Source organism: Janthinobacterium sp. CG_23.3 (assembly GCF_046115965.1).
In the GTDB taxonomy this organism is placed as follows: domain Bacteria; phylum Pseudomonadota; class Gammaproteobacteria; order Burkholderiales; family Burkholderiaceae_D; genus Janthinobacterium.
This window is the reverse complement of record NZ_JBJXIB010000004.1, coordinates 87,468-100,677: the sequence shown is the minus strand read 5'-3', so window position 1 is coordinate 100,677 and position 13,210 is coordinate 87,468. Positions and strand designations below refer to the sequence as shown.

General features: G+C 56.1%; 14 protein-coding genes. 4 read left to right on the top strand and 10 right to left on the bottom strand.

Going from position 1 to position 13,210, the window contains the following annotated elements:
* Nucleotides 1-76: 76 nt before the first annotated feature.
* Complete coding sequence (locus tag ACFDR9_RS02925) at nt 77-367, bottom strand: hypothetical protein (RefSeq protein WP_409030007.1); 291 nt, start codon at nt 365-367, stop codon at nt 77-79.
* Between the two features lie 2,058 nt (nt 368-2,425).
* On the opposite strand from ACFDR9_RS02925, the gene ACFDR9_RS02920 reads away from it, so the two are divergent.
* Nucleotides 2,426-3,154: a hypothetical protein gene (locus ACFDR9_RS02920; protein ID WP_409030006.1), complete on the top strand. Its 729-nt coding sequence runs from the start codon at nt 2,426-2,428 to the stop codon at nt 3,152-3,154.
* Nucleotides 3,155-3,207: 53 nt separating this feature from the next.
* Here the strand turns inward: ACFDR9_RS02920 and ACFDR9_RS02915 are convergent, their stop codons facing one another.
* Nucleotides 3,208-3,381: a hypothetical protein gene (locus ACFDR9_RS02915; protein WP_409030005.1), complete on the bottom strand. Its 174-nt coding sequence runs from the start codon at nt 3,379-3,381 to the stop codon at nt 3,208-3,210.
* A gap of 80 nt (nt 3,382-3,461) precedes the next feature.
* Complete coding sequence (locus tag ACFDR9_RS02910) at nt 3,462-3,677, bottom strand: hypothetical protein (protein WP_409030004.1); 216 nt, start codon at nt 3,675-3,677, stop codon at nt 3,462-3,464.
* Between the two features lie 359 nt (nt 3,678-4,036).
* On the opposite strand from ACFDR9_RS02910, the gene ACFDR9_RS02905 reads away from it, so the two are divergent.
* Nucleotides 4,037-4,765 (top strand): hypothetical protein, encoded by a 729-nt coding sequence (locus ACFDR9_RS02905; protein WP_409030003.1) that lies wholly within the window; start codon nt 4,037-4,039, stop codon nt 4,763-4,765.
* Between the two features lie 301 nt (nt 4,766-5,066).
* On the opposite strand, the gene ACFDR9_RS02900 is transcribed toward ACFDR9_RS02905, so the two are convergent.
* On the bottom strand, nt 5,067-5,339 hold the full coding sequence (locus ACFDR9_RS02900) for a helix-turn-helix transcriptional regulator (RefSeq protein ID WP_409030002.1): 273 nt from the start codon (nt 5,337-5,339) through the stop codon (nt 5,067-5,069).
* Between the two features lie 1,781 nt (nt 5,340-7,120).
* On the opposite strand from ACFDR9_RS02900, the gene ACFDR9_RS02895 reads away from it, so the two are divergent.
* Nucleotides 7,121-7,420, top strand: coding sequence for a hypothetical protein (locus tag ACFDR9_RS02895; RefSeq protein WP_409030001.1), 300 nt, complete (start codon nt 7,121-7,123; stop codon nt 7,418-7,420).
* Nucleotides 7,421-8,012: 592 nt separating this feature from the next.
* On the opposite strand, the gene ACFDR9_RS02890 is transcribed toward ACFDR9_RS02895, so the two are convergent.
* Nucleotides 8,013-8,768 (bottom strand): hypothetical protein, encoded by a 756-nt coding sequence (locus tag ACFDR9_RS02890; protein ID WP_409030000.1) that lies wholly within the window; start codon nt 8,766-8,768, stop codon nt 8,013-8,015.
* A gap of 143 nt (nt 8,769-8,911) precedes the next feature.
* Nucleotides 8,912-9,409: a hypothetical protein gene (locus ACFDR9_RS02885; protein WP_409029999.1), complete on the bottom strand. Its 498-nt coding sequence runs from the start codon at nt 9,407-9,409 to the stop codon at nt 8,912-8,914.
* A gap of 51 nt (nt 9,410-9,460) precedes the next feature.
* Here ACFDR9_RS02885 and ACFDR9_RS02880 point away from each other — a divergent pair, with 51 nt between their 5' ends.
* Nucleotides 9,461-10,012 (top strand): hypothetical protein, encoded by a 552-nt coding sequence (locus ACFDR9_RS02880; protein ID WP_409029998.1) that lies wholly within the window; start codon nt 9,461-9,463, stop codon nt 10,010-10,012.
* 451 nt (nt 10,013-10,463) lie between these two features.
* Here the strand turns inward: ACFDR9_RS02880 and ACFDR9_RS02875 are convergent, their stop codons facing one another.
* The 4 genes from ACFDR9_RS02875 to ACFDR9_RS02860 form a co-directional block, all read right to left on the bottom strand.
* Entirely contained in the window at nt 10,464-10,799 is a 336-nt protein-coding gene (locus tag ACFDR9_RS02875) for a hypothetical protein (RefSeq protein WP_409029997.1), read from the bottom strand.
* A gap of 126 nt (nt 10,800-10,925) precedes the next feature.
* A complete protein-coding gene (locus ACFDR9_RS02870; protein WP_409029996.1) occupies nt 10,926-11,336 on the bottom strand; it encodes a YybH family protein in 411 nt (136 codons plus the stop codon).
* A gap of 328 nt (nt 11,337-11,664) precedes the next feature.
* A complete protein-coding gene (locus ACFDR9_RS02865; protein ID WP_409029995.1) occupies nt 11,665-12,696 on the bottom strand; it encodes an ankyrin repeat domain-containing protein in 1,032 nt (343 codons plus the stop codon).
* Nucleotides 12,693-13,190, bottom strand: coding sequence for a LexA family protein (locus ACFDR9_RS02860; protein WP_409029994.1), 498 nt, complete (start codon nt 13,188-13,190; stop codon nt 12,693-12,695). Before ACFDR9_RS02860 ends, ACFDR9_RS02865 begins: the two co-directional genes overlap by 4 nt.
* Nucleotides 13,191-13,210: the final 20 nt, after the last annotated feature.

The window sequence follows — 13,210 nt, the reverse complement described above, 5'->3', positions numbered from 1 at the left end:
GCGGGGCGGTTTTGGTGGCATGCACGCATGATGCGTTATCCACGATTCGTTTACAACAACTTTCTACGCTGTACGCTCAGGCTGAATAGTCACGACGGAAGCACACTGCCGTGAACCAGAAGCAGACCGGGATAGAAGCACGATACGCCGGCTTCTTGCCAACTTCAGCGTAGAAGAATTCGTGCAGCAACGGGCTTGACCAGATGTAGCGCGCCGTCGTGACAGACATGGGCCCCGCCTTCAAGACTCCCATTGCCTTCGCCTTTTGCCCATATTCGGCTGCCTTGAGCAGAGCATAAACCTCACTCGAGACGACGCCCATTACGACAGCGGCGGCAATGAAACTCATCAGTTGTTGTGCGAACATATTAAAACTCCATGAAGTAAACCCTTGGCAAAGGCCGCGGGTCCCGCTAGCTAGGCAGGCTACAGAATCCTCGACGAAGATGCTGTAGCCTGCCTATCTAAACCTCATTCGCTTATTGCACTTTTGCCTTCCAAGTGTAGGTACCGCTTGCACGGGATTGGCCTGATTGAGCGAATCACGAAAACTATTCAAATTCACTTCCGGCCAAGTTGGCTCCCGCGACGTCGAACGCGCAGCGTGTAACGGGTAGGGCTCCAAAATACTCGGGGGCAAAAAAACCGGAGAATGGCCCGGGTGTTTCTATCGGTCTGTTGTTTGAATCACGCGTCGCGGAGCGGCGACAGGATTTAAATTTGCGGTGCGATTGGAACAATCGGGCCGCCAATCTTATGCCTTGCGCCGGCGCAAGATGAATGCACCACCACCCCCATTACCAGTACCACCCTCGCTTCGCTCGGTCATTCAACCTCGCCCCCGCCACGCCTAGGCAAATCGTGAGCACGCAAGCGCAACGTTCCCCGGAACTCTGCGCAGTGCGCAGCACACCCAATTGCCTCCAAAAACTCGAGCGGGCGGAAGCGATGCGAAGCACTCCAAGCCCCCGGCCCTTGGCCGGCACAGCACCACCCTTTGTCTTCAACGCTCTCGAGTCCGGCCGATGTACACGACGGCGCAGGCTCCCTCTGATACGCAAGAGCCCCCGAGCCCTTCCGATGCGCAACACCACCAAACCGCGGCCCGCTAGGTCGCCAGCACCCAATTATTGAAACCAATAGGGAGCGCCTCCGATATGCAAGACCCCGGCCGCGGCCCGCAGGATGTGCAACACCAAACCCCGGCCGCAAGGACGCCCCATACTGTTAACTCAGCGTAACGGGTAACAGCCCCCAGCCTTCCGCCTTGCACCGGTGCAAGGACGCACCCGTTACCGTTACCGTTACCGTTACCTCATCCGACCCGTAACAGCCCGAGCCTTCCGCCTTGCGCCGGCGCAAGAACGTATCCCTTTTTTTTCACGGTTGACCCGGGGCACCACACCAAACTGTGGCTCCACAAAATGCAGGCCCCCGAGCCCTTCCGATATGCAGCACCACCAGCCGCGGCCCGCCAGGTCGCCAGCACCCATTCGTTGGAAGCAATAGGGAGCACCTCCGATAGGCAGGAACCCGGCCGTGGCCCGCAGGAACGCAACACCAAACCGTGGCCCGCAAGAGGCGCAGCACCAAACCCCAGCCCGCAGGAGGCGCAACACCAAACCCCAGCCCGCAGGATGCGCAGCTCTAAACTCCAGTCCGAATGATGCGCAGTACAAGACCCCGGCCCGCAGGAAGCGCAACACCAAACCCCAGCCCGCCAGGAGACGCAGCGCCAAAGCGTGGCGCGCAGGATGCGCAGCGCAGGACCACCGTATTGAAAACAAAGATGTTCTCTACGACTGCAGCGCTTTGAGGGGCGCCAGCGGCGCAGCCAAACTTGCGGCCAACGATACGGGGCTGGGTGCTGCGGTGACGAGGAATGTCGAGCCGGGATACGAGGAGGACGGTGCCAAGTTCCAAAGATGAAATTGATTGCTCCCAGGTGGTGCTGTGTGCTGCAACGAGTCGCCGCTGAGGAAGAGCTCAACTGTGACGCCGTGGCGTTCCGACACTGCGGCCCGGAGGTAACGAGGAGGTCGGCTTTGAAAACAAAGGGGGGCTGCCGCCACGAGAAAAACTGCAATTGTATGTGCGGCGGCGGCCGCGGCCGAAGCGGCGGAACTGCGCGGTGTTTTGCTGACAAAGGGGGCTGTTGCGGCTCGAGTGGACTTGCAGGTGGCCATTGCAGGTCGGAGGGACTTTCCGAGCGCAGCGAGTGGGCGTATTCACCAACCCGCGCCCTAGCGCGGCGTCCTGTTGACGGAACCAATGTCGGCGGCGGGAGAGAGCTCGCGACAGTTGGACCGACTGACTGCGCTCTACTCATAGACAAAATGAAGACGCGGGAGACTTGTCGCTACACATCGTGCAACCCCGTGCTCACGGCAACAGGGTCCTCCAACACTTTTGCGAAATCCCTCTAATGAAATCCCCATCAAAAAATCAACTGCTCGTCTTGGAGCTTATTGGCACCTTCGGGTATCTCTCCACGCGGGAAATTTCCAAACTGGCTAGGGCTGGCCACGAAGCACATTCTGCCCACGTCCTTGCCCAGGCAATGCTGTCCAAGTTGGCGGCCGATGGTTACGTGCTTGCTCGAGCCCTTGGTCACAGGCCAGGTATCGAGCCAACAGTGCTCAAACCAGGAATGCCACGCGGGTACGTGCTCACACAAAAGGGCGCCAACGCTCTGAACGAAATTTATGAGAATGAATGGGCCGAGGCGCCTATCGAAGTTGATAGCAAAGTCCTACCTTGGTTTGCAGACGGCTATAACCTGTCGTTGACCGACTTCGCGACGCGAGCGCCGGTGATTGAGCTTTGCCACTCTCTCCAGGCCCACGGTCACACTTTGAACCCCGTCGGACGCCGTGGTCTCGCTCGAAATTTTCTTGGCCATTCTGACCTGAAGCACTTCGATGCGGCGCTGTTTGACGAAACTGGAAAGTTCGTAATCGCTGTCTATTTGGCACACCACCAGACTTCAGAAGCGGCAAAAGAAGTGGTGAAGTTGGCTAGGCAACCGGTGCCGTTTCTCATTTGCTGCGACCGTCCGATACGTCTTCCGTCGCTGCAACGATGGCGTGCGTCGACGAACCCGGCCATGGGCGCGTTCGTCCTGGATAAACTGCCACCGGGCGTTATGGCATAGCGTGGCACGGGTCGAGCGGGCGAAGAAAAGGGGGCGCAAGCCCCCTTTTGAATTCAATTATCCACGCCTGGTTTATTCAACAGCACTTTGAAATCGGCCGTTGGTATGGGCGTTCCGGTTTGCGGCTCGACTCGAGGCCGAGCTGCCGCCGGTTTGCGACGCTTGGCCTTTTCGGCCGCAATGGCCTCCAACACCGCACGGAATTTTTCACTGTCGAGCTTCTGCATTACGCCTCCTACATAAATGGACTTTAAGGGTACTCGGAAGAAAAGCCCCAGCTTGGAGGCCAGGGCTTTGCAATCAAGAATCAAGCGGCCAGAAGGCCGGAGCTTTGTTTCGAGCGCATGGCGCGGTGGTTGGCCATCAGCGCATCGCCGACGGTCAGGAGCAGAGCCTGGGCCTGCTCGGGGGTCAGCGATGGCATCGGCTCGCCACGTTGAGCGGCTTCGTTCATCGTTACAAGCGAGCGCATCAGGTCGAGTAGCTCGTCTGTGCACTGTTGCAGGAAGGTCTTTGCGTTCATGTTGTTGGTCCTTTCAGTGGTTGGCCTAACCAGTGTAGGCACCGTGAATCCAATGGGCGAAACGTGACCATCGGGCAGTGTCGTTGGATAGGCCGCGTCGTGACCCAGTCCCGCCGGGCCGGCACTTCGCGAAGGAAGAGTCGAGTAGTCGTGATGGACCTGCAGGCTTTTCAGTGATGGAGGGCCGAGTTCTGGCATCCGGGTCGGTGTCTACTGGCTCATTCCAGTCTGGCTCTGTGGGCGCCGTGGCTCGCGTAGATGTTGGGCGGCATACGAGTAGTGGGTTTGTGAAAGACATCGGGTGCTATACGTTTTGACTGACCCTGATAACCACACTACAAAGGCTAGAAATGAACCCCATGAAATCTGAAAAAACAACGCCCGTGACCGGCAGCATCGCAGTCTATCAACGCCTCCAGCCTGGTAAGCGACCGGCAAAGGTGGAGGTGATTCGTGCGGTGTACGAAACCCTCCGGAATCCCGAAGGAATCAATTTCGGACGCTCCGTCAACACCGTGTTGTTGAGGCTTCCGTCCGGTTTGGAAAGTCTGAGCGTTGAGGATGCTGCCGCGCTCGAGCAACGTGGCCTCAACGAGACTGAGATTGCACGCGTCAACCGGCGTCTGTCGGAACTCGCTGGACCAGCACGTGCGCGGACACTTGAAATGGATGTCGCCGAAGCGAAAACAAAGCTTCGTTGGATAGTCGCACTCGCAGAAGCGACTCCGTTGGTCACCAAACAGGTCTGCGAACTCGTGCATTCTGCGGCGGGTCGCCTTGGTCGAGATACCGGCACTCATCTTGAACCACCGCAGCCGAGCATGGAAGGAGCCTTTGAGTCGTTGAAGGAGGCACTTGTTGCACTCAACGTTGCCTGCCAGGAAGCGCAGCTGTTGTACAAGCGGTTGCCGAAGGGTGAGATGCTGGACGACGTTGTCCTGGAGTTCCAAAAGTCGTGGTTTTCGTACCAGGACTTGCTTACGACGCTGACCGTGCGCAAATCCATGGCGCGGCCAGCGGGGTGGTCAAAATTGCGTGCTCAGGTTTGCGCGGGGCACATTTATCGGAAGGGACTTGTTTCCGAATGAATCCGCGGTCGACGTACAGTCGGCCTGTCACTTCCACATTTAGGTCTGAATGGCGCGGGGCCGGAGCGAGTACATGCGGAATTAGTTTACCGGTGTGTCTCTGGCGCGAGCGGTAAGCACCATTGGGAAAATGTAATGTGTAAGCTCCCATGGATGTCCGACATTGCCTCGTCTAGTGTTTGCAGCACTGCCTCGTGAGTCCAGCCGGCGCTGCGTGCAGCCAGCATAAAGCCAGCGATTAGCTCAAACTCGTTTGCGTGTGTAAAAGCGAAAGGAAACGTCGGACGGTGAATTGGGTTGGTCATTTTGAATTCGCTTTATTCTGTTGGCTGATGTTGTCCTCTGCATCGCGTTGTTCGACATGGCTCGCAAGCCATGCTTCAACGTCAACGTGTCGCCAGCGGAGCAGTCGGGTCCCTGGAATATGTAAGCGCGGCGGCACAGCGAGGCGGTTCCTCAGCATGTCTTTTTTGATGGTTTCAGGACTGCGGCCGAGCATGCTGGCCAAGTCGTTCAGGTCGAGTAGTTCGGTCGTCATGGCTTCTCTTTCGTTGTGTCGGTTGGTGTTGTTCATGCCACTTCTACCAGTCTCGGAATGAGGCCAGTTTGTGCCGGCATGTGCTACCAGGTGACAGACCGTGTAGTCGCGGCGTTTATATTTTCTGAAAGAGAAAGCGGCAATTACCTCGAGCAGCGGAAATATATAAACTTCAAGCACTAGACATAACGACGGAGAGGGGGCTCAACACACCGCGGCCGTTACAATTTGTCCATGCGGGCACCAAGGACAACCACTGGCGTCGACTAGAGGTGGGGTGGGGCGGGCAAACTCCGTCTGAGTCTAGTCGCGCTTCGCTACGCAGTTTGCGTGTGGCAGGTGCCGCGGAGCGATTTCGCCTGGCAGATACGGACTCCCAACGGCGTGCTTGGGTTGGGGGCCGTTCTGCCTTCGGGCAGCAGTTCTTTCAAAATACGAACTTTAGTGCTACAGAATTCAGAAGTACTCTAGGTGCTGGGATTCTTAGTACCGCATGCGCGCGAGGACCCTCTTAAATACTGCCGAAGCGGTCAAGGCGCCGTGCGCTGGCGCGCACTTCCAAGGACAAGCGAATGACTATCTGACGATTTGAGGACTTCGAATTTCGACGGTCAGGCCGAGACCTCCATGCCACAGTCTGAAGCCACATTGCGCTTCGCTGATAGCTGCCCCAAAGCCGACCGCGCGGCGTTTGCCAGTGGAAATCGTTGGCCAGGCATCATTAGCGCGAGATTTCCCCACACGCCGAGCAATCTTCGCGCCCAGATGCCGTCCCAGCCGCGGCGGACCAGTTCTTGCCACGAGCGCGGGAACACTGTAACGCCATATTACGGTAACAAGAAAACGCCGCTTCTGTTACCTGTTACCGGTTACGGGGCGCTCGCTGCACTGTGGGGACAAGGCGCACACAGTCGAAACCGGCGTTGCCGGCGCGCTCGACACGCATGCAGAAATCGACGCCGCGCTAGCCCAGTGCGGCAGGCACCCAGCGGCACGGGTATCCGCGGTCCGTGAGCAGCAGTTCGCCGGGACCGAGACCGTCGAGATGCTGGAAGAGCATCTAGCGCTAGCTCTCGTGGATGCTGAGCAGCGAGGCGGCCACCATCATTTCGGCGCCGGGCAGAAACAAGGCCGATGGCGAGTTGGTCGGCGCTGGTAGGATTGGTCACGGTGCTGGCACAAAATCCAAAGCTGAAAGTCGAGGCGTCCGCCGCGACCAGACGTGGGCCACGCCAGCACGGCACAAAGTCGGCGCAATCGACGCGCACGGCCAGCCAGTCGTTGAGAGACTGAATGGCGGCGAGCTTAGCGCGGTTGCGCGAACGCGCGCTCGGAGACATGGTGCACCAGTTGCGCCGGCTGTTCCAAGTGGCTGAGGACCTCGCCAAGCTCAGCACGCACACTCTAGCGCATAACCTCGTGGCTCCGATGGAGCTCGTGGCAGGAAGGGCGTCCGACGGTTCTTCCGTTGCGAACCGCATTGTCGCGAGTCCGCGCAATCATTTAGACAAATTCGTTGATGTGGTCGAGGAGGGGTTGCGAATTGATTTGCGACCGCCGCGGTCCGCCTCGAGCTTTTTGGAATCGGGGCCTGCAGGGATTGCGGAGCCACATCGGTCGCTCTCGCTGATGGGTTTACGTTTGAAATCCCGGCGGATTCAACGTCACTTTCCGTTGCCGCGGTCGCAGAATTGGCCCGCCCCCTCGAAACGTTTTATTTGATTGCAGCGTGTTCTTGGGCAACGCCGGTCGGAGAGCAAACTTCCGAAGGGGGAGAGTCGTAAGCTATCATCGCTTTTCTTGCGAAGGACATTGTGATGGAATCAGATATGCGGAACCCGATAGAGGTCGCGCAGCTTGAAATGCAGCAGAAGTTGGGGCGATGCATGCTGCGACTTCAGCAGTACGAACGTATGTTGAAGACCATGGTGGCGACGGCGTCGGTTGCGGGCGCGCCCGAAAACCTGACCTCAGTCCTTGCAAAGCAGAAGACCGACGCGAGTACGATGACGTTGGGTACCCTGGTTCGTTTGTTTACCCGCGACTGTCTCGTCGACGGCGAGCAGAAAAATAAACGCGACGGATGCCGCTGCGTGAATTGCCGGAACTATCGCTGAAGTTTCGTGGTTGAGGGTGCAGTTCGCGATGTCGATGGCTACTGACTGCTATCACCAGACGTCAGCAGCGCTGACGGAGCTAAAAGAAATGCGCAATGACTTGGTCCACCACCTTACAGAACGATTTGATATTTCGGACGAGGCTGGGTGCCTGGCCTCAACGCGCCATCTCCGGGACTGCTACGAGAAGATTGACTGCCATCTCGGACAGCTTAAGGAAAGGTCCGATGGGCATGCTAAGACCAGAGGAGTAGCGCTGTCGCTTTGGCAGTCGAAGGAATTCATAATTTCATCGTGCATGGCATCAATTCAGACGGAACTGTACGCCGACGTAATTACGTTCCGTTTAGTTTGCGCATCCAATCTGAGTGCGCGGTGCTGCATTAGCACTTCGGTAAAAAAACCGGCATCCGCATAGGCAAACTGGCCTGCACCAGACGCATTCGTTAGGGGCAGCCGCAAGCTAGCTGAAACCCACGCGGGATAATTCGTAGCCTTTGGCCAGCTTTGTTACTGGCGTGGCCCGGACTCCGTCGAGGAGTTCTTGTCTTGAAAGATGTCGTTTTCCAATGCACATTTTTCCTCTCTAAACTTAAAGTTCGATTTTTCTGCGTTCAGTCGTACCTTTCTTCAAATCCACAATGTAAATGCCGCGTTTCGCGCTTTGTTCCGAGATAGTGCCGTCTGGCAAAAAAACGGCACTTCCGCCGCCACCATAGTGTTTGCTCTCGCCGTCTTCAAAGTACGTATTGTTGCTCTTACCCGAGACTCCACATATCGCTACGGGCGCTCCACAGCCGCGGGCCCAAGCTGTCAACGGCACCTTCCAATATGAGGTCATTAAGCCTGCACCAAACGACGGAATTACAATGGGAGTATTGGTATCTGCGCCGAGTTCAAGAGCTTGGTACATCCTTCGTGTTCCTGTTGGGCTTGGATTGTCTCCAGCGTCGGCACATATCAATGGGATACAAGCTTTCGTTTCCCAAGAAAATTTAACTACTTCTGATTCATTTCCAGGCTCAAAGTGTTCACCACGCCATTTCGTCCGCTTGAAATAACTGGCAAGCATAGTTCCTTTGTATATAAGGTATGCGACATTTCGGATATGTTCTCCATAACGGACATACCCCCCTGCGATGAAAGGCTTTCCTACCGATTTGACAGAACAAAGTTTTTCGATTGCTACTTCATTTGAAACCGTGTTCTTCCCGGTTTGATAGAAGGGCATCCCTTCGGGGAAGACTACCAAGTCTGCACCAGAAGAAAGACTTAGCAAATCTTCCATACTATCAATGGACCAAGCATCGTCATTGCTTGCATCAAGCTGAACTAAAGCAATTTTCAAAGAAAACCTCCAAAATGTGAAGATATGATGCGATGCTCATCAAGCACAGAATCACAGGTTAGCATTTGTGCTGGCTCACTGGGGGTATTTGCGCGTAGAGGTCTCACTATTAGTCGCAGCATCGAACGGAAAATAACCGACATCTACCAAAGACCCCCATACGGCTTCCTGTCACCAACGCCATCGACGTCAGGCCATGGTTCCTTCACCAGAGGGTGCAGCCAGTCCGCCATCAGTGCCATCAGCTCCAGTCTACCAACGAGCTCTGCCGGCGCCGCATTGCTCGCAACAATCTCGTCCGTGAAGCGGCGAAGGGACCGGGCGCGGTCAAGTCCCTTCGCCATTTTCTCGAACGATACGAGCTGCGCGAGGAGGCGTCCTTGTTCGCCTTTGCAGCCTCCGACTTCAGCGCCTTTCATGCGTCGCGAGGACTCACGTTCTGCGCGCACTTCCATCTCGACCTTGCGACGAATAGCAGGGTCCTCGACCCAGCGAACGGCCTTTCTTATCTTGACGTCAATCGTTCCACGAACGGTGTCTTCGGCCTTGTAGCTTTCGTAATAGGTCGCAGGCGGACGACCATTGCGTGCAATGGCTGCTGCATCGTAAAATTCGCAGCCTAACGGCGGGCTGGTTAGCATTTCTAAGCTGGCCCGGACAGTCGTATCGAAAAATGAAATGCGAGGCGCTCGATGGCAACGAAATCTACGAAATCGGTCGCTACCTGGGGCGATGTCAAAAGGCGGCTGCTGGGCTTGGACCAGGCTGGCCTTGTCGCGCTCGTTCAGGATTTGTACTCTGCGAACAAGGACAACCAGGCTTTCTTGCATACGCGATTTGGTCTCGGCGAGAACACGCTTGCGTCTTACAAGAAGACCATCGAGCGCTGGCTTTGGCCGGATGTTCTCAAGAACCAAGACACGTCGGTCGCCAAGGCCAAGAAGGCAATCACTGACTATAAGAAGGCTATTGGCCACCCTGAAAGCATGGCCGAGTTGATGGTGTATTTTTGCGAATGCGCAGCTGGATTCAGCGCGGACATCGGTTTGGCAGATGAGAGGTATTTCGACGCTTTGGTTCGTATGTTCGATGCGGCGTTGACGGCTGCTGCCGCGCTCCCTGCGGACCAGCGGGATGCTTTCATTTCTCGTCTAGGTCGGGTTCGAGACATCAGTCAAAACTTGGACTATGGCGTCGGAGACGAGATGGATGATTTGTTTGAGGCGCACGGCGTCGACGAGTGAGCTGCACTTCGCCCATTTTTTCCAAAAGCTGGCGTGGACGACTCCAAAGCCAACAATAAGCACTCCGCCATCCTCGGTCAACCCAAGTCGTAAATCGTTTTTCGGTGTTAGCCGCAAATCGCGCCAGCTTTCGCCGTCGTCCGGTATGCGCGACTGGTGGCAGAATCCGCTTCCCCGATTAACTCAAGGAGCCCACGCGAAACCAAGCTCTTAACGGTCGAGGTCTCCACCACGCAGCAGAAGTTGCCACTCGCGCCATCGAGTTCGTACCGTAGGCGCTTACCATCAGGAATCGGCTTGCTGCGCCAGTAGGAGCATCCATCTGGGTGTACTTCGCCTCCTAAGCTGACGATTGCGGCCAGAGCTTTTTTCATCGTTGGTGAGAGTTTTCTGCTCATTGTCATTTTTCAGTGGTTCGACCTGGCCGCAGTCGAGCGCGCACCAATATGTATCAGGCGCCAATCGCACGCGACAACAGAATCGAGATGGTGTCCCTCGAGCCGGTGCCCACGGCCGGATACCAAAAATCTGCGACCCGGTACGTGCCGACCTTCTTCCCGCTGATGCTGACGGGGAAGGTCGCTTGCGCATCTTGCGGAAGTATCCCGGCCCGGTACAGTTCAATTGCCAACATGGCGGGAACAGACAGCTGAATCTCATCTCCTTCGGCCGTGAAGTCAATCCTGGTCTTCGGATACGAAAAATAGCTGACGGTACCTTTTTGGTACGGCACGGTAAGCATCCTGACCTCGTGCAGTAGTGTGTCGTTTATCGAGATTCCCTTCATCCGTTCCTCGCAGTAAGTTGGGGCCTGAGGTGCAGCGGAACGGAAACCCGGGTTAAGGACTGCTTTCGCCCAAAGCGGACGGTGACTTCAAGCTTTGCTGTCGACAGCGTCAGCGCTACCGCGATGCTATTTACCCATCGGTTTCGAGATATGTTGGTGCATCACTGTCCACTTATCGGACAGGTTTTGAAGGCAAAAAGTTGCCCGCACCAAGTCCTCAAAACTTTTTCCGTCTTTTAACGTTCCACCGCATCGAATCAAACCTGAGGCAAATGCTACGTCCTCACCCGTCACCACATTTAAATCGGTAAATTCGAAAACATTGTCGCCTTGGGTTTCAGGTTGCCAGCTGTCCCAACTGGCACGGTAAGCCTCGGTCCCTGCGTACTGCGTTGGTTGAAGCACGTCAAAGATAAGCGAGTCAGGATGGTGATTTTTTAAAATTTTGCTACGTTCGTCGGTGCGGGTAGCGCTGGCCCAGGACAACAATAAGTGTCGGACCTGCTCCATGTTGGCTTGGTGTTGAACTTCGGTCATGCCGTACTCCTCTTAAATTTATCGGTTGTTCAGTAACGACGTTTCACGCAGAAGGTTTTCGACAGGCCCGCACGAACTTTGCCTCGATTAGTACCGATTTTAGTCCCTACGTCCGCTCCTGGCCGATTGCTGGCGTTGGCCCAGCCCCAAAGTGTACAGTACGGGTACGCTTCAACCTGACGTCAAGCATGAAGCTCCAACGGAGTAAAAATAGAGTCGATTCAGGCATTTTCTGACGCTCTCTTGCAGGTACCTATGACCTCAACCTGACAGGCAACCCTTAACCCGGTTTCCCGTTCCGTTGCACCTGGACCCCTAAGTTCAAAGTTCAAATTGGGTTGGCTATCGTCCGGTGCTCTGCCGGCTCGCAGCTTTCATCGCGAACATCTTCCAAGACGTACATAAGTTTGTTCCTCGCCGTCCGCAATAACTCAAGACATTGGTGCCGGTCTGCTTGGCTGGCCATGCCGGAGACGGGCCGGAAATGCTCGAGTGAAAGCGGCCACTCCTTCGGTGTTTCGACTAGACCACAGTCGCTGGCGGACGCCCCGTTGTTCAAGTATGGCGAAAACCACCTGTCGACCCAGACCAGCGCCGTCCAGCCTGACTTATCGACATGGCTGACATCGGCGCCAGCCTGAAGCAAGGCCTGAACGCAAATAAAATTCCAACTGCGTGCGGCATAAATCAATGGCGTTCGGCCGGCGTCGTCGACGTAGTTGACGTCCGCACCCGCCGACAGCAACTCCTGTGCGCAGGTTAGGTATTCTCTGCGCACTGCGATAGTCAGCGCCGTCCAACCTTCGTCGTTCGTCGCGTGGTTCAGGTCCACGCCGGCATCTATTAACGGGCGCAGACAATCCAGTTGGTCTCGCTCGGTCGCTGACATCAGCGCCGTCCAGCCATTTTTATTGACGTGATTAACGTCTGCGCCGGCAGCAACCAGCGCTTGTAAGCAATTCGGCAGGCCATACTCGGCCGCATATTGAAGCGGTGCTTGACCGTCCTCAATGTTGCCAACCAGATTGACGTCGGCACCGGCCTCAATTAAGAGGAGCACCATGCTTTCTATACCGCGCATCAGAGCGGAAATCAACGGAGTTCCACGGCCGTGAGTCAGGTTGGCATCGGCGCTCGCAGAAATCAGAATCCGAACAAATTCGGGACTGCCAAAAATGACGGCAATCGCGAGGATAGTGCTGCCGTATGGCGCGCAGTTGACGTCGACGCCGTCAGCCAATAGTTGCTGGAGCGCTTGAATGTCGTTCTCCTGGGCGGCACAGTAGAACGCCAATTCCTGGGCAGTTGGACGGTAGACTTTCCATTTTCGGCGTGTTAAGTATTTTTTCGGCTCGCTCATTTTCTTGACGGGCCGGTGCCCAGGTCAATGGAAATCCGTGTGGACCTGGGCGTACCAGGCTTTCTCGTGATGAAGCCTTGACGTTCCAGCATTTTCATCATTTGGTTGACGGTCGGAGGGGACACCAAGAAGTGCCGTTCGATGTCCGCCTCTGCAGGTGCTCTGCCGAAGTGCTTGACGTACTTGTCGATGAACAGCAGGTATTCGAGTTGCCGCTTCGTCGGTTGCTTGACGCCTGGGTCCGATGGCTCGGTGGGAGCTATTTGTTCGACGGCCACCTGCATGCCTGCAGGGCTGGCGTCGACGGCCAGCGAGATTCCGCCAGAAAAATGCAGAGTGAGCCGACGACCATCATCGCCGAAGTCCACGTGTGACAGATGCTGACCTCGTAGCTTGTTTGTAATGGCCAGGCTGCTGGGGCGCCGCATGCTCATTGTATTGACCGGGTTCGACTTCAGTTGTTGTTTGGGTTTGTGTGGCAATTCGTGCGGCAATCAGTGTATCTAGTTGTCGT

Excerpts from the sequence above, each read along its gene's own strand:
- ACFDR9_RS02905 (WP_409030003.1), top strand. The coding sequence starts at position 4,037 with ATGAAATCTGAAAAAACAACGCCCGTGACCGGCAGCATCGCAGTCTAT.
- ACFDR9_RS02880 (WP_409029998.1), top strand. The coding sequence starts at position 9,461 with ATGGCAACGAAATCTACGAAATCGGTCGCTACCTGGGGCGATGTCAAA.
- ACFDR9_RS02865 (WP_409029995.1), bottom strand. The coding sequence starts at position 12,696 with ATGAGCGAGCCGAAAAAATACTTAACACGCCGAAAATGGAAAGTCTAC.
- ACFDR9_RS02885 (WP_409029999.1), bottom strand. The coding sequence starts at position 9,409 with ATGCTAACCAGCCCGCCGTTAGGCTGCGAATTTTACGATGCAGCAGCC.
- ACFDR9_RS02870 (WP_409029996.1), bottom strand. The coding sequence starts at position 11,336 with ATGACCGAAGTTCAACACCAAGCCAACATGGAGCAGGTCCGACACTTA.
- ACFDR9_RS02915 (WP_409030005.1), bottom strand. The coding sequence starts at position 3,381 with ATGCAGAAGCTCGACAGTGAAAAATTCCGTGCGGTGTTGGAGGCCATT.
- ACFDR9_RS02910 (WP_409030004.1), bottom strand. The coding sequence starts at position 3,677 with ATGAACGCAAAGACCTTCCTGCAACAGTGCACAGACGAGCTACTCGAC.
- ACFDR9_RS02925 (WP_409030007.1), bottom strand. The coding sequence starts at position 367 with ATGTTCGCACAACAACTGATGAGTTTCATTGCCGCCGCTGTCGTAATG.
- ACFDR9_RS02875 (WP_409029997.1), bottom strand. The coding sequence starts at position 10,799 with ATGAAGGGAATCTCGATAAACGACACACTACTGCACGAGGTCAGGATG.
- ACFDR9_RS02895 (WP_409030001.1), top strand. The coding sequence starts at position 7,121 with ATGGAATCAGATATGCGGAACCCGATAGAGGTCGCGCAGCTTGAAATG.
- ACFDR9_RS02900 (WP_409030002.1), bottom strand. The coding sequence starts at position 5,339 with ATGAACAACACCAACCGACACAACGAAAGAGAAGCCATGACGACCGAA.
- ACFDR9_RS02920 (WP_409030006.1), top strand. The coding sequence starts at position 2,426 with ATGAAATCCCCATCAAAAAATCAACTGCTCGTCTTGGAGCTTATTGGC.